This window comes from Synechococcus sp. R50.1 (assembly GCF_047462115.1).
Taxonomy (GTDB): Bacteria; Cyanobacteriota; Cyanobacteriia; order Thermostichales; family Thermostichaceae; genus Thermostichus.
In genome coordinates this window covers 1-15926 of the sequence record NZ_JANSIN010000057.1, presented here as the reverse complement: position 1 = coordinate 15926, position 15926 = coordinate 1, and the positions used below count along the sequence as shown (strand labels likewise).

The 15926-nt window shown below is 58.9% G+C and carries 12 protein-coding genes and 1 tRNA gene; 4 read left to right on the top strand and 9 right to left on the bottom strand.

Annotation, left to right across the window (positions count from 1 at the left end; all coding sequences use genetic code 11):
- Window positions 1-400: 400 nt before the first annotated feature.
- Window positions 401-1312, top strand: a complete 912-nt coding sequence (locus tag NW870_RS11625) for an alpha/beta fold hydrolase (RefSeq protein ID WP_414375396.1) — start codon at window positions 401-403, stop codon at window positions 1310-1312.
- On the opposite strand, the gene NW870_RS11620 is transcribed toward NW870_RS11625, so the two are convergent.
- Window positions 1309-1764 carry an HHL1-like protein gene (locus NW870_RS11620; protein ID WP_414375395.1) on the bottom strand — a complete coding sequence of 152 codons (456 nt, stop codon included), beginning with the start codon at window positions 1762-1764 and terminating at the stop codon, window positions 1309-1311. The genes NW870_RS11625 and NW870_RS11620 overlap by 4 nt on opposite strands.
- 144 nt (window positions 1765-1908) lie before the next feature.
- Between NW870_RS11620 and NW870_RS11615 the strand changes: the two genes are divergently transcribed.
- A tRNA-Pro gene (locus NW870_RS11615) sits at window positions 1909-1982 on the top strand.
- A gap of 42 nt (window positions 1983-2024) precedes the next feature.
- On the opposite strand, the gene NW870_RS11610 is transcribed toward NW870_RS11615, so the two are convergent.
- From NW870_RS11610 to NW870_RS11585, 6 genes are all read right to left on the bottom strand, one after another.
- A complete protein-coding gene (locus tag NW870_RS11610; protein WP_414375394.1) occupies window positions 2025-4616 on the bottom strand; it encodes a DUF3536 domain-containing protein in 2592 nt (863 codons plus the stop codon).
- Window positions 4617-4859: 243 nt separating this feature from the next.
- Complete coding sequence (locus NW870_RS11605; RefSeq protein ID WP_414375393.1) at window positions 4860-6014, bottom strand: ABC transporter substrate-binding protein; 1155 nt, start codon at window positions 6012-6014, stop codon at window positions 4860-4862.
- Window positions 6015-6204: 190 nt separating this feature from the next.
- Complete coding sequence (mraY, locus tag NW870_RS11600) at window positions 6205-7227, bottom strand: phospho-N-acetylmuramoyl-pentapeptide-transferase (protein ID WP_414357760.1); 1023 nt, start codon at window positions 7225-7227, stop codon at window positions 6205-6207.
- 148 nt (window positions 7228-7375) lie between these two features.
- Complete coding sequence (locus NW870_RS11595) at window positions 7376-9751, bottom strand: phosphoketolase (RefSeq protein WP_414357755.1); 2376 nt, start codon at window positions 9749-9751, stop codon at window positions 7376-7378.
- Between the two features lie 111 nt (window positions 9752-9862).
- Window positions 9863-10978 (bottom strand): pentapeptide repeat-containing protein, encoded by a 1116-nt coding sequence (locus tag NW870_RS11590; protein ID WP_414357756.1) that lies wholly within the window; start codon window positions 10976-10978, stop codon window positions 9863-9865.
- Between the two features lie 22 nt (window positions 10979-11000).
- Window positions 11001-11375: a DUF1257 domain-containing protein gene (locus NW870_RS11585; protein ID WP_414357757.1), complete on the bottom strand. Its 375-nt coding sequence runs from the start codon at window positions 11373-11375 to the stop codon at window positions 11001-11003.
- 928 nt (window positions 11376-12303) lie between these two features.
- Between NW870_RS11585 and NW870_RS11580 the strand changes: the two genes are divergently transcribed.
- On the top strand, window positions 12304-13260 hold the full coding sequence (locus NW870_RS11580) for a sigma-70 family RNA polymerase sigma factor (RefSeq protein ID WP_414375392.1): 957 nt from the start codon (window positions 12304-12306) through the stop codon (window positions 13258-13260).
- A gap of 22 nt (window positions 13261-13282) precedes the next feature.
- On the opposite strand, the gene gcvT is transcribed toward NW870_RS11580, so the two are convergent.
- Window positions 13283-14407, bottom strand: coding sequence for a glycine cleavage system aminomethyltransferase GcvT (gene gcvT / locus NW870_RS11575; protein WP_414375391.1), 1125 nt, complete (start codon window positions 14405-14407; stop codon window positions 13283-13285).
- A 259-nt stretch (window positions 14408-14666) separates the two neighbouring features.
- Window positions 14667-15104 (bottom strand): hypothetical protein, encoded by a 438-nt coding sequence (locus NW870_RS11570; protein ID WP_414356521.1) that lies wholly within the window; start codon window positions 15102-15104, stop codon window positions 14667-14669.
- A gap of 210 nt (window positions 15105-15314) precedes the next feature.
- Here NW870_RS11570 and NW870_RS11565 point away from each other — a divergent pair, with 210 nt between their 5' ends.
- Window positions 15315-15842: an adenine phosphoribosyltransferase gene (locus NW870_RS11565; RefSeq protein ID WP_414375389.1), complete on the top strand. Its 528-nt coding sequence runs from the start codon at window positions 15315-15317 to the stop codon at window positions 15840-15842.
- Window positions 15843-15926 lie beyond the last annotated feature (84 nt).

Here is a 15926-nt window from a genome sequence, read left to right as displayed (position 1 = left end):
GCCTGCACAAAGGCATCCATCGTCGCGTCCAATTTAGCGGCTTGCGACTGGGACACCTTGAGCTTGCAGGAGATGGTTAGGATTTGGCTCATAAGTTCATTGTACTTCATCAAAGCGCATTCCTCCCGGCAGTGACCCTACGGGCACAGTGCGGGGCTCCTGCGATTTCTAGCTGATCCCCGGGTGCTATGCCATCCAGCCAAGGGCGGGGATCCCAAGAAGTCCAGCATGCTTTCTTCCCATGTTGACCGGCCCAACCCCACCTCGGCGGCACCTGAACCCGCAACTGCAGCAGCAGGCAGGGCAGTAGAGACGGGAGACAAAGGCATTCCGAAGCTATGATGAACAGGGATGGCTCTGAGTTTCTACCTACATCTTTAACTGGGTCTGTTTTCAGGCTGTGCTGACTGCTTCTTCTGCCGGTTCTGCGGCTGAGGCCATTGCTCCTTTTGCTCCCCAAGTCTGGAGCTGGCGCGGACATGCCATTCGCTATGTGGTGCAGGGATCCGGATCCCCGCTGGTCTTGGTGCATGGATTTGGGGCTTCCATCGGCCATTGGCGGCACAACATCCCCGTGATAGCTGGGGCAGGATACCGGGTCTATGCCCTGGATTTGCTCGGGTTTGGCGGCTCGGCCAAGCCTGCTCTCCCCTACACCTTGGATCTGTGGGCGGAGTTGCTGGTGGATTTTTGGCAGCAGCACATTCAGCAGCCTGCTGTGTTTATCGGCAATTCCATTGGTGCCTTGCTCAGCTTGATCATGGCCGCCCGGCATCCCCAGTTAACGGCAGGAGCAGTGTTGCTCAACTGCGCCGGGGGGTTGAACCATCGCTCCCATGAGCTCAGCCCGATTTTCCGCCTTTTCATGAGTGTTTTCACCGCTCTGGCGGCTTCTCCGGTGACGGGGCCGTTTTTGTTCGATCGGGTGCGGCAGCGGCAGCGTATTCGCGCAACTCTCAAGCAGGTGTACCGCAACCCCGCCGCCATTACGGATGAGCTGGTGGAGATTCTCTATGCCCCTTCCTGTGATGTGGGCGCTCAGCAGGTGTTTGCCTCGATTCTCACCGCTCCCCCTGGCCCAACTCCTGAAGCCCTATTGCCTCAGGTGCGCTGCCCGCTGTTGGTGCTCTGGGGAGAGGGGGATCCCTGGACACCCATTCAACGGGGCCGCGGCTTTCAAAACCACGTGAAAGGGATCGACTACCAGTTCTTGCCCATTCCCAATACAGGCCATTGCCCCCACGACGAGCGCCCAGAGGTGGTCAACCCTCTGATTTTGAGCTGGCTGCCCAGAGCCTTTGCGGCGGTCTAAGCTTTTTTGGAGGTTCCTTTGCCGGAGAGGCCCAACCAACCTCGGATTTTGGCCATCCAGACTTGAAGGGGTGAAGGCTGGGGACGGATCGCCACCTGGATCGGCTCGTCTTGGAAGTCCTTGTCCTTGAGGCGAAACCCAAACTCCAGGTCATCTTTCACCTTGCCGAGACGGGGAAACAGCCTGACGGCTGCTTTTTTGAGTTCTTCCTCGTTTTGGAAAATGGCCTGGTGAATGGCGCTGGAACGTCCCACTGCCAGGGATCCCACCGGCAGCCAAGGGTTGGGCTGGCCAGGCGCGGGCTGGCGACGGCGGGCAAAGATGTTGAACTCCGGCATCCCCTTGGCTTTCAGCTCGTCGTACCGTTTGGCGGCTTCCTTGCGCTTGGCAGTGTTGGAGCTGGCCGGTTTTTTCTCAGGCTTGGATTTGCGAAAACCCTTAGACGGATTCATACTTGGGCTGACGAGAGGGGGGATTTTTTGCAGCTTAGCGCAGATCGGATCCCCTTCTCTGCTGGGGATCCCTTGTCATCATTGTTCGTAGCCGGCGTGCTATACTTGTTGAGCTTCGGCGGGCGGTTAAAGGGGCCTGTCAGTCGGGATGTAGCGCAGCTTGGTAGCGCACTTCGTTCGGGACGAAGGGGTCGCAGGTTCGAATCCTGTCATCCCGATGGCTTTAAAGTTCACTGAGCTCTCAACTTAATCTTGGGGGTTTAATTTTGGGGGTGTAGGTGACGCAGCCAGGCATTGACGTTGACCCGAATTCGCTGCCCAACCTGTAAGAGGCGGTGCAGGTTTTCGGCAGAAATGTCTCGGCAGTCTTCTTGGGGCCAAGCTGGGCAACGCGGGCCAATTTGACGCTCCAGCGCTGTCAGATAGAGCTCTTGCAGGCGATCCAAGTTGATGGGCAGGCGCAGGTCTGCAGCCAATTGCAGCCATTCTTCCAGGTTGTAGAGCTGTTCGCCGAAGGTCTCCGGCTCAAAAGCGTGGGCAAGGTGCCACATCCCCCGCTGTAGGAGCCGATCCAGAACCCGGGCTGCCTCTTCCCGCCGCAACTGACACCCCAACTGCTCGGCCTCGCGCACAATTGCCCGCAATTCCAGCAGGTGATCCCGCTTGCCCTCTTCCATTTCCATCGCCCGCAAACTGGTCAACAGGCGTTGGTTGAGGGTGATCTGAGCGGCAGCCAACAACTCTTCCGGGATCGGCAGGCCGTCGGCCCGAAAGGCCATCAAGACCCCGTAATTGTCCAGGTAGGTTTGGCGGTAGAGCTGGGCCAGGCGGTCTAGGGTATCTTGAGTGAGCCAGCGCATCATCTGCTGCCGGTCTTCGTCGTTCAGGGCGTTCAGGTCGAAGGTTTCCGGCCCAAACAGATCTTGCAGGATCAGGATCATCTGGATCCGACTGTGGGATCCGGCCAGCAGCCGCGCTTTTATCTGCTCGTAGATGCGCCGCCCGGCAAACGGCTTGACGCCACATTGAAAGTCCCAGCCGCCGAGATGGAGCATGGCGTAGATCAGGTCGTGCTCTTCGCGGGTGGTGGGAAAGGTGAGCTTCACCCGCCCGATGGCCAGTGTCGACCCGCCTATCGTCAGGCGCTCTTGATCCACTTGATCCAGCACATATCCTTGGGAACGGGGGATCCCGTTAAACAGGGAAAACATGGCGTGCTGAGCCACCAGCCGTTGCGGGCTGATCAAGCTGGGGCGCACCAAGGCGCAATAGACCCCCTTGCCGTCTCTGTAGAGGTCGAGGTTGCTGGGGGCCTTGCTCAGGCGCTGCAAAAACTCCTCTTCTAGGTTGACATCCGCCACTGCTGCTGCCAACTGGATAGCCCGTGCCGCGTAACGCAGGATCTGCACCCCTTCAGGACGGGATAGCTCCTCGAAAAACCAGCCACAACTGGTGAACATCAACTGGCTGTAGCGCTGCATCTCCAACAGGCGCAGCACTTGCACCCGATCTTCGGCGGTGAGGCGGTGGCTTTGGTGCTCCTGCAAAAAGGCATCACAGCGCTCCCGATCCAAAATCACCTCGATGTAACGATCCCGCGCCAGCCAGGGATCCCGCAGGTAGGCTCTGGCCTCCGTCTCGTAGATCTCGGCCAGCTGATCCCGCAGCCAGTTGAGGGCCTCCCGCAGCGGTTGCCGCCAGCGTTGGTGCCACCCTCCCACCGCTCCGCAGCCACAGTCTCGCGACCACCGTCCTACCCCGTGGGCGCAGCTCCAGGCGGTGACCGGTTTCAGTTGCACCTCCCAAGTGGGGGGATGTTGGCTGAGAAAATGGCTGTAGTTGCCCACCTGCCAGCCCCGGCGGGGAAATTCCTCGCAAAAGGCATAGGCCAGTGTGCGTTCTACACCCCGCTTGTGGTGGCCAAAAGTCTCGCCATCGGTGGCACAGTTGATCAGATAGGCTTCCCCCTCTTTGTCCGGGCGCAGAGCGGAACGGATCCGCTCCGCCAGCGAATAAGTACTGTAAACGATATCCCCAAAGCCCAAGTCACGGGAAATGGGGCCATCGAAAAAGAAAATATCCAAGTACCCCTCCCGGTCGGGGGTAAAGCAGCGGTAGGGCCGGCGGGGATCGATCTGGCCTTGGCTAACGTCGATCCACTCGGTTTGTCCCAAGGGGCGAATGCGCTGCGCTTGGCTGGGGGCCAAAATGACGAAGCGGATCCCACATTCGACCAAGGCCGTGACCGTTGCTGCATCAATGGCGGTTTCGGCCAGCCACATCCCCTGGGGATGGCGCCCAAAGCGGTGTTGAAAATCGGCAATTCCCCAGCGGATCTGGGTGTACTTGTCTCGCTCGTTGGCCAGGGGCAGGATGACGTGGTTGTAGACTTGGGCGATGGCATTGCCATGACCCTCCAGCCGCTCAGCGCTGAGACGGTCGCCGGCCAAAATGCGTTGGTAAACTTCAATGTCATGCTCCTCTAGCCAAGAGAGGAGAGTAGGGCCGAAGTTAAAGCTCAAGAATTCATAGTTGTTGACAATGCGCACCACCCGTCCTTGGTCGTCCAGAACGCGGGCAAAGGCGTTGGGGCGGTAACATTCCGCCCAAATGCGCTCGTTCCAGTCGTGAAAGGGGCTGGCGCTCGGCTGTCGCTGAATGCGGTTGAGGCAGGGATCCTCCCGAGGCGGCTGATAAAAATGGCCGTGCAACACCACGTACGGCCGCGCAGAGGAAAGCTCAGCAGCACCTGCCGGAGAAGGAGCCGCTTGCATCGGCGGGTCGGAGACCAAATCGCTGTGCCCTGACTGTGCCGCTGGCCTATCGGAATTTTTGGAGCCACTCGGCATCATGAGATTACACTCCTTTTAGAGGCCTCCAACTGGGTTACAGGGGAAGGCAATGTTAACTTAAGTTCATATCCATACGTTACAGCGATCCCCGATCTGCAACGGTGAATGTAAAGGATTCAGTTGGAAATTTGACAGGGAACAAACATCGGTCAGTAATCTTTGCGTTTTCCTCACAACAGAAGGGATCCAGCCGGGATCCCTTCCTGAACGGGTCTCAGTCTCTGCCCAGTTGGATCCCCGGACTTAGCCGGTGGGGGCCGATTTGCCGGTGGCCATTTCCCACACCGAATAATCCACCACCGCAGCAGGCGGATCGGCGCTGAGAATGCCCAAAGATTTCAAGGTTTCCACGTTGGCCCGATACACCGAAGGCACCAGCAACCCAGCATTGCCTTCCAGGGTGGGGCCCGCCTGATACAGCTTGGCAATTTCAGCCATTTGCCAGGTTTGGTGCTTGAGGGGATCCGCTTCCGAGCCGGATCCTTTGCAGGTTGCGCCGCAGAAGGTGAGAACCACCTGCACCGTTTCTTCTGGGTTGGCCACAGCGTAATCCCAACCCTTGATCGAGGCTTTCACCAATTTGGCCGCGATGGCTTTGCCCGATTGGCCGGATCCCTTAAAGTTGCTTTCGTTTAAAACGCGCTCGGTGGTGAACAGCAGGTCTTCCAAGAGGTTGATGCCGTAGTCTGGCAGGTGCATGACGTTGAGTTCGCTCAGGGGGTAGCCCAAACCCACGATCTGATTCAGCTCGTTGTAGAGCATGGCCGAGGCTACATCCACCTTATCGGGAAAAACCAGGGCCGGATCGAAGCCATAGGTGATCAGCTCCACATCGGGGTTGGTCACCCCTGTATCCAGGCTGGTGGTCAAGTTGAAGGCTTTCATCAGAGCCAGGGCCGGATATTCGTTGCCAGAAGGCCAAATGCCCACCTTTTTACCTTTGAAATCGGCAGGGCTTTTGATCCCGCTGGATTTGAGAGACACCATCGCGTAGCCCGACTTCTGAAAGATCTGGGCGATGTGAACCACGGGCAGCCCCTGAGCCCGGGCAGTCAGCAGGTCGGTGATCCAAGTGTTGCCAAAGTCGGCTCCGCCCACGACCACTGTCTGGATGGGGGATTGATCTCCAATCGGCAGCAGCTCGACGTTCAGACCTTCGGCTTCGTAAAATCCTTTTTCCTTGGCGATCAGGTATCCGGCAAACTGGGCTTGCGGAAACCATTTCAGTTGAAGTTTCACATCCACCAACCGGCTCTGGGCCTGGGATCCCATCCCCAGCAGGGTCGTCAGTGCCAGCGCCATGCCCAATACCAACGACATCAAAGGGATCCCGCGCTTACGCTTGAAGAGGCGGGGCAGGTGAGATAGGGCGTGAACAGTACGGCGGCCTAGATCCATAGTGCAACCCTTGCTTCTTAAGAACGGTGTGCCAAGACTGTAGAGGATCTGCCTCTGGGCAGAATGTTCACCACGCTCACAATGCCTGGAGGGAGATCAAATCTGCGGGGCCAACTTTCCGTCGGCTTTGGAATGACCCCTTCGAGGTCAGGCCCCCATTGGAATCACCGTGCATCCCCAGCTCGCCAACTCAAATTCCCGCCCAGTGCCACCAGGCCCAGCCCAGCCCCACTAGCAGCGCCGTTACCCCGTAGAAGGATCCCACCACCTGCACCTCCGACCAGCCCCCCAGCTCCAGATGGTGGTGCAAGGGCGACATGCGCAACAGCCGTCTGCCTGTGCCGGTTTTGCGTTTGGTGTATTGGAAGTAGCCCACCTGCAGCATCACCGACAGCGCCTCTGCCACCAGCACTCCCCCCATCAGGGCCAAGGCCCAGAGCTGATCCCCCAGCAGCGCCAACCCGGCCAGAGCGCCCCCCAACCCCAGGGATCCGGTATCGCCCATGAACAGCCGCGCCCGGTGGTGGTTGTGAACCAGGAACCCCAAGCAGGCACCGCTCAGGGTGAAAGCCAACACCGATAGCTCTGGATCCCTGTGAAGGAGCCCCAGCCCAATCAGCAGGATGGCCACCACCCCTGCCGCCAAGCCGTCCATACCATCGGTGAGGTTTACGGCATTATTGGTGCCCACCAACACAAACAGGGCCAAGGGCCAGAACAGCCAGCCCAGAGAGAGGGTGCCTATCCCCGGCAAGGTCAGACTGGTCGGGATCCCCTGCCAGGCCAGGTAGACACAAAACCCAAGGGCAACTCCCACCTGGAGCAACAGCTTGTGTTGGGGAGACAACCCCTTGTTGGATTGCTGTCGGATCACCAGCCAATCGTCCAGCCAGCCGACAAAGCTGTAGGCCAGCGTGAGCAGCGCGACGGCCAGCCAATGGGGATCCCAGCCGCTCCAGATCCCCGCCACCAGCAGCCCCACGGGCAAAAAGCTGATCCCGCCCATGGTGGGTGTGCCTGCTTTTTTCTGGTGGGATTGGGGCCCCTCCTGACGGATCACCTGCCCTGCCTTCCAGCGCCGCAATCCGGGGATGAGCAGGGATCCCAGCAGGGCCGAACCCAACACGCTCAATCCAAAAGGAACAAACACCTGGGGGCGGATCCCAATCACAAGGGCCGAGAGGGCTAAACCCAGCCCCAGCGAGAGCGCCATCCCGCCCCACTCTGTTTCTTCCAGCTCCAGATCAGGAAGTGTATCCGCATCCACCCTTTCTGAACCCCTCACACCCTCAACCTCCAAACCCTCAAAAACTCTATCCTGCCAGAGCTCAGAGGCGAAAGTTAGTTGAGTGGGGATCCCTTCAATAGGGCCACTTCCAGTTGCGCACCTCCGGCAGATCTTCTCCATGCTCGCGGATGTAGTGTTTGTGCTCCACCAGCTTGTCTTGGATGATCTGCTTGATGTGGGCCCGCTCGTACTTGAAGCGCTCCACCCGATCCAACACATCATCGGCCAAGCTGAAGCGATCCACCTCGTTGAGGACACACATGTCGAAGGGGGTGGTGGTGGTGCCCTCCTCCTTGTAGCCGCGCACGTGCAAGTTGTGGTGGTTGGGGCGACGGTAGGTGAGGCGGTGAATCAGCCAGGGATAGCCGTGGAAGGCAAACACGATGGGCTTGTCCGGCGTGAAGATGCTGGCGTAATCCACATCGCTGATGCCGTGGGGGTGTTCGCTGGGCGGCTGCAGCTTCATCAAGTTCACCACATTCACCACCCGGATCTTGATGTCCGGCAGGTGCTGCCGTAGGAAGTCCACCGCCGCCAGGGTTTCCATCGTCGGCACATCGCCGCAGCAGGCCATCACCACATCCGGCTCTGAACCCTGATCGTTGCTGGCCCATTCCCAGATGCCCAAGCCCTGGGTGCAGTGCTTGATGGCCGCATCCATATCCAGGTACTGCAGGGCCGGCTGTTTGCCTGCCACGATCACGTTCACGTAGTGGCGACTGCGCAGACAGTGGTCGGCCACCGAGAGCAAAGTATTGGTATCCGGGGGCAGGTAGACGCGGATGATTTCGGCCTTTTTGTTGACCACGTGATCCAAAAAGCCGGGATCCTGGTGGCTGAAGCCGTTGTGATCCTGCCGCCACACATGGGAAGTCAGCAGGTAGTTGAGGGAAGGAATGGGCCGCCGCCAAGGAATGTGCCGGGTGGTTTTCAACCATTTGGCGTGTTGGTTGAACATCGAGTCCACCAGGTGGATGAAGGCTTCGTAACAGGAAAAGAACCCGTGTCGCCCGGTCAACAGGTAGCCTTCTAGCCAGCCCTGACAGACGTGCTCGCTGAGGATCTCCATCACCCGTCCATCTGGGGAGAGGTGCTCGTCGCAATCGTAGATGGGAGCTACCCAGGTGCGGTCGCTGGCCTCAAACACAGCATCCAAGCGGTTGGAAGCGGTTTCATCGGGGCCAAAGAGGCGGAAGTTGTGGGGGTTGAGCTTCATCACATCCCGCAGAAATTGCCCCAGAACTCGGGTGGCTTCGGCTTCGGTGGTGCCGGGGCGGGGGACAGGCACGGCGTAGCGACGGAAATCCGGCATTTTCAGCTCCCGCGTCAGCAGGCCGCCGTTGGCGTGGGGCAAAGCCCCCATGCGTTTTTCCCCTTTGGGGGCCAGCTCTTGCAGCTCCGGCAGCAGACGGCCATTTTCATCGAAGAGTTCTTCCGGCTTGTAGCTGCGCATCCAGTCCTCCAGAGCCTTGAGGTGCTCCGGTTTTTTGGCCAGATCCGCCAGGGGCACTTGGTGGGAGCGCCAGAAATCTTCCACCTTTTTGCCGTCCACCTCTTTGGGGCCGGTCCAGCCTTTGGGGGTGCGCAGGATGATCATCGGCCATTGGGGACGAGTGGGATCCCCTTTGCTGCGGGCATGCTGCTGGATTTCTTGGATCTCGTGGATCACCGTGTCCAAAGTGGCGGCCATCAACTGGTGCATCTCTGCCGGCTCGCAGCCTTCTACGAAGTAGGGTTTGTAGCCGTAGCCCACAAACAGATTTTGCAGCTCGTCACGGCTGAGGCGGGCCAAAACGGTGGGATTGGCGATCTTGTAGCCGTTCAGGTGCAGAATCGGCAGCACTGCTCCGTCGTGGATGGGGTTGAGGAACTTGTTGGAATGCCAGGAAGCGGCCAAGGGGCCGGTTTCCGCTTCTCCATCCCCCACCACACAGGCCACCAGCAGATCGGGGTTATCAAAGGCAGCCCCAAAGGCGTGGGCCAGGGCATAGCCCAGTTCTCCCCCCTCGTGGATGGAGCCAGGGGTTTCCGGAGCCACGTGGCTGGGCACGCCGCCGGGGAAGGAGAATTGCTTGAAGAGCTTGCGCATGCCTTCGGCGTCTTGGCCGATGTTGGGATACACCTCGCTGTAGGTGCCTTCCAAGTAGGTGTTGGCCACCAGAGCAGGGCCACCGTGGCCGGGGCCGGTGATGTAGAGGATATTGAGGTTTTCCCGTTTGATGATGCGGTTGAGATGCACGTAGATGAAGTTCAACCCGGGTGTGGTGCCCCAGTGCCCCAGCAGGCGTGGCTTCACATGTTCCAGTTTTAGGGGTTCTCGCAGCAGCGGGTTGTCCATCAAATAGATTTGCCCGACCGACAGATAGTTGGCGGCCCGCCAGTAGGCATCCATTTTGCGAAGCTCGTCGGCGGTGAGCGGTTTTGTCGAGAGCTGTTCTGCCAGAACCATAGCTGTACCCCATAGGTATCTCTACTCCTATGGTGATCCGGGTTTGCCCAATTGCCGGGGGATCTTGGGATTCCTTTGGATTTGGCTCATTGGGTGAGCGGTAGGCACCTGTTACCACCACCAGGGCTTGATCGGGGTGCCGTCGGGAAAGATCAGGCCGGCAATCCGGGATCCGCTGTGCTTTAACCCTTCGATCTGAGCTCCTTCCAGGTTGGCTTGGGTTAGGTTGGCCCCGCTGACATCGGCCCGCCGCAGGTTAGCCCCCTGAAACTGGGCCTGACGCAGCTCGGCGCCGCTGAGATTGGCCCCTTCCAGGTCGGCATTTTGCAAGTTGGCCCCCCGCAAGTCCGCCCGCTGTAGGTTGGCTCCCCCCAAGTCCGCTCCCTCCAGGTTGGATCCGCGCAGATCGGCCCGGTTCAGATCCGCTCCCCTCAGCCGGATCTGACAGAGCACCAGTTCTCGCAGATCGGCTTTGCTCAGGTCTTGGCCGGAGAAATCTTGCCCCTGTCCCCCCCAGTTTTGCAACTGCCAAATGTGGCGCACCCGTTCTTCCAGGTGGGTCTCTTCCGAAAGCTGGGATCCCCGCAGGCTGGTGCCGCTGACCTTGGCCCCTCTGAGGTCGGATCCCCGCAGGTCGGCTCCCTGTAAGTCGGCTCCGCTCAGCTTGGCCCCTTGCAAATCCGCTTGGCGCAAATCCGTTTGCCGCAGCCGGGCGCCGTTGAAGTTGCAAAAGCGCAAGTTGGCCCGCCTCAGGTTGGCCTCCCACAGGTTGATCCCCCCCAGCCGTGCTTCTTGAAGGTCGGCTCCCTCCAGGTCTGCATAGGCAAAATCCCGCTCCCCCCGCCGATAGGCCACGATCACCCCTTGCGCTCCCCCCACCGGGCGAAAAGGGCTGTAGGTGCGACAGGCCCGTTCTGCCTCCGGCTGGCCAAGCTGAGACAACAGCCGCCAAGCTGCCAAGCGGACTGCCCAAGAGCTATTGCCGGCGAGGGCTTCAATGAGTTCGGCCAGGCCCGCCGACCCGTACTGCAGCAACTGGGGCAGGGTGGCCAAGCGCACGGCTTCATCGCTGTGGGTGAGTCGTCTCCGCGCCCCCTCGATACCTCCCAACACCAAGGCGTGGGCAGGGGCGCTCCCGGTTGCCATTTGCCCCCCCAACACCAGATCCCAAGGTTGGGGCCGGGATCCCTGGTCAGTCCTGACAGCCGGCTGAGGCTTACCTACCATGGGCGGATGCCGATGGGCCTAGCTATACCCAACGCCCCACCACCACGCGGATGGTGCCATCCTCCAGCACTTCTTCGGCCTCGATGGCATAGCCCTGCTCACGGGCTGAGCGCAGCAAACTTTTGTGGGCATAGCGCTGCAAGATCGGCTCCAGAAAGGTCTTGGGATCGATGCCCGCCCCCCACAGATCGGCCACCAGCTCGTAGTGATCCCCGTTGCGGCGAAACCCGATGTCGAAGCCATTTTTCTGACGGATCACCAAGTCGGCACGGGTGCGGTTCCAGAGATAGCCCCGCAGGCTGGTATCCCGCTGCACGGCGTAGCCCAATTCCTTCAGGGTCTCTTCCAGGAGATCGGCGTCTTTGATTTGCACTTGCAGGGTGGTGAAGTGAGACATGGCCCTTCCAATCCTTTGACCGATGGAGACCGGATCCTCACTATAAAGCGCCCTTGGGGTGGTGGAAGAAATGTAAACCATCCTGCGGTGGGTCGAGCGAGCGGAACGCAGCTCCCCCTTTCTCCCGCAGGAGTGCAACACACCTGGGCCTGGAGGGTCGCTGGGCTGGCCTGACCTGCCTTCTTATGTAGGCGCGCGCTGCGGCATTCGCGATAGCGGTACGGAGCACCAAGGCTGAGGCATCCGCGCCTAGCGTGTTCGGTGATACAGAAATCTTAGATCTGCATCTAGTGTCCAAAGTCGAGTATTGGCGATAACTTCCACTAGGTTTAGAGGCAGAAGCAAAAACCCGTCCCACAGGGATCCGTCCTCATCTGTTTCCGGCTGAGGTTGTCGGCGATGACGTGCCAAATTCACCTCAAGGCATTCCAAAAACCTGCTGATGAACCTTTCTATTCCCTGCCGAGCAAGCCCTTCCGATAGTTCTGCAAACAGAAATATCCATTTCTAGTTCTAACAAAATGAGTGAAAAAATTTGCTTTCTTAGCTTATGAGCAATCTGATTTGGCATCAAAAATTTGTTGATTGTTTAGAACAATCTTTCGTAACTTTCCTAAGCCTTAAATCCAGGCTTATGAAATGGTTAATTTCTCGGCCACCCTTTTAGTAGAGTTTTTAATCAACAAAATGGGCAGCTAGACGCTCCTAATAGAGTCTAGTGAGCCAGACTCAATAAATTTAGTGAGTCAAGCACTCGATTCTGGCTCAAGTTTTTAGAGTTAAAGCCTTTACGAAAGGGCTTTTGTGCTGGTATGAATAAGGTGCTGTTTGCAGAAAGGTCAGCTTCACACACAGGAAGACGGCTTGATGCAACAACAGGAGAAGTGGCGATTCTGACAGGACATGAATTTATGGTGTGGGGTTTGATATGTCGGAAAGTCTTGACTTGCAAGATGCGGTGGGGCGTTTCTTGAAGACGATTGGGCGCTACTCGTTGCTCACCGCTGAAGAAGAACTCCGTTTGGCTCACCAGGTGCAGCGGATGGTGGCGCTCCTAGAACAGCGGCAGCCCCACGAGTCGGTGGAAGATTGGAGCCGGCGGTTGGGGATCCCCTTGGCAGAGCTGCAGCAGATCCTGCGGCAGGGGGAAGCAGCCAAGAAACGAATGGTGGAGTGTAACCTTCGCTTGGTGGTGTCGATTGCTAAGCGCTATCGCAATCGCGGCTTGCCGTTTCTGGATTTGATTCAGGAAGGCACGATCGGCCTCACCCGCGCCGTGGAAAAGTTCGATCCCACCCGTGGCTACAAGTTCTCCACCTATGCCACTTGGTGGATCCGGCAAAGTGTGAACCGGGGCATCCAGAACAAGGGGCGGATGATCCGTCTGCCGGCCCACATGTACGAAAAAGTCTCCCAGGTGAAGCGGCGCTACCGCGAGTTATCTGCCGAAAGGGGATCCCGCCCCCAGGCAGAAGAAGTTTTTGATTCTCTGGATATCGGCGATAACTACCGTGAGCTGATCACCCGCCACATGGCAGAGATGCGGTCTTTGAATGTGGGGGTAGGGGATGAAGATGGCACCGAACTGCAGCACTTTATCCCAGATGAAGACAACGACCCTGTCGAACACCTAACCCAGGTTGCCCATCGAGAGGAAGTCCGCGCTCTGGTGGGCCAACTGAGCGAACGAGAGCGACAGGTCATTGTGGCTCGCTATGGGCTGGATGGATCCAGAGGTCTAACGCTGCGGGAAATTGGGGAGCACATCGGTCTTTCGCGGGAGCGAGTACGACAGATTGAACGGCGGGCCTTGCGGAAGTTGCGGCGGCTGCAGCAGGAATACTCCACTCCCAAGACCGGCAAACGGCTCAACCCCCTGGGTTAACCGGAGCCTGCGCCTGTTCCCGTCAGCGGTGCGGAGCACGATAGAAAGGTTTTTTCACTACTTCCGCAGGCCGGCGTTGCCCCCGAATTTCAATTTCCAGCCGGGATCCCACCTTGGCCCAAGCCGGAGCGACATAGCCCAAGCCGATGCCGTAGCCCAAACTGGGAGAATGGGTGCCGCTGGTTACCCGTCCGATCGGCTCAGGGGAGTTGGGAGCGTAGATGGCATAGCCGCTGCGGGGGATGGCCGGATGCAGCATGCGAAACCCCACCAGGTGGCGAGGGATCCCTTGCTCCCGTTGGCTTTCGATGGCGGGCTTGCCGATATAGTCTTCTGGGTTGTTCACCAACCATCCCAAGCCGGCTTCCAAGGGAGTGGTGCTCTCGTCCATGTCCTGCCCGTAGAGATGGAGCGCGGCCTCCAGACGTAGGGTATCGCGGCAGCCCAGCCCACAGGGTTGCACGCCGGCCTGAATCAGTTGCTCCCAAAGGCGGATGCCATCTTCGGGGCTGAGCATAACTTCAAAGCCATCTTCTCCGGTGTAGCCGGTGCGGGCCACAAAGATAGTCTCTCCCGAGGTTCCCGCTGCTGTGGCAAACCGACCGTGCTGAAACCGGCGCAAAGCCTTCAGGGATCCCTCTAAAAAGGGCTGGAGAACCTCCTCGGCTGCCGGCCCCTGCACCGCCAACAGAACCTGAGCATCGGAGTGATCCTGCAGGTTAACTCCGGGGATCCCTTGGAAGTGGTGGTTGAGCCAATCCCAATCTTTCTGCCGGGTGGCTGCATTGACGATCACGCTCCAGTGCTCCAGCTCACCCTCCGGTGGATGCCGGTAGAAGATGACATCATCCAAAATGCCCCCCAGTGGATTGAGCAGGACGGTGTACCGACCAGATCCCACAGGAACGGCGCTCAGATCGCTGGGAACCAGACGGCTGAGGTGGGATCCCAGCTCCGGCCCCCAGAGGGTGAACTTGCCCATGTGGGAAATGTCGAATATCCCCACCCTCTCCCGCACTGCCCGATGTTCTGCTATCACTCCCCGATACTGCAGCGGCATTTCCCAGCCGGCAAAAGAGACAAATCGCGCCCCCAAAGCTTGATGAAGGGGGAACAAGGGGGTGCGCTGCAGCGGGGTTGAACTCATCAGGGATCCCTTTGGCGTCCAGCGTAACGACCAGAATAAACTCACCGTCGCGCATTTTGGGGATCCTGTCCATCGACGACGGTGGGAGCTGGTACCCTGGGTCTTCTCCACACCCTGAGCTGCGTTGGCAACCTGTAGGGATCCCTGCGGTTCTACCCAGATCCGTCGCAGTGCTTCGCGTGATGTCTTCACGGCATCGGGTCAAGACTCGGTGAAGGGGGAATCTCCTGCTACTTGCCTTGCGTTAGCGGGAGGAGCGTCAATCAATCACCACATTCTTCGGGCCGGCGTTGACCTCTGGGCGACCCTGGTTGAAGTTGGCCAGGAAGGTATCTGGATCTTTGAGGCTGAAGACCAGCTTTTTGCAGGGCAGTTGCAGCCCTACCGGCCCCAGCAAGGGAATAAAGAGAGGCTTCTCCTGCACCAGTGGAATGGCGATCACCCCTTGGGCACTGGTTACCGGGCCAACGATCCCCTGAAAATCGGTGCGCACGCCCAGTCCGTAGTACCAAGGCCAGGGGAAGCGCTCCCCTTGTCCCAACTCGCTCAGGGAGAACGTCTCGTTGAACAGGCTGCCCGCCCGCACAATGAGCTTGTCTTGCAGCAGATCGACATAGGCCGACTCGCTACTCACCCCAAACAGAGCCAGCGGCAAACTTGCCAGGGGATTGGAGTCGATGGCCATGTAGTAGCGCATGAGAGATCTCCGATTTTACAGATGGGCGACTAGGTGAGCCGCGGCCCCCAGCCTTGCCAATTATAGAAAATCTTCCCCGTTGCCAGACTGACCAAAAGGGATCCCATCTGCCCACAAGCTAACCGAGTATGATGGGTTGCTTGGAGTGCCCTTTGAGGACTCCGTCCCGCTAACGCGAACAGCAAGCCACTGGCCAGCGAGGAAAACAGGATGGATCTGCGAGCCCTCATTCGCTTGGTGCCCGATTTTCCCAGACCCGGCATCCTCTTTCGGGATATGACCCCCCTGCTACAGGATCCGGCAGGCTTCCGGGCGGCTATTGAACAGTTGGCCGCCGGCACCACCGGCATGGGATCCCTAGATTATGTGGTCGGCATCGAGTCGCGGGGGTTCATTTTGGGGGCTGCTTTGGCACAACACCTGGGCTTGGGATTTGTCCCGGTTCGCAAGCCGGGCAAGCTGCCGCCGCCGGTGCTCAGCCAGACCTACAGCCTGGAATACGGCCAAGACCAGCTCCAACTCCACGCCCACGCCCTGCGCCCCGGAGAGCGGGTGTTGATCGTGGATGATGTCATTGCCACCGGGGGCACAGCCGCCGCCACCGCCCAATTGGTGGCCCAGAGCGGTGCTGAAGTGGGGGGATTTGCCTTCTTAATCGAGCTGGCCTTTTTGTCCGGCTGCAAGGCTCTTCCCCCTGGGATCCCTGCCCATGTGGTGATGGTGGAAGAATCTAACTGAGTTCCTCAACTAGGTTGTGTTGATCTTTCATTTGAGCCAAAAGAGAGCACTGACGAGATAGAGAAAACTCAAGAAGTTCCTGGC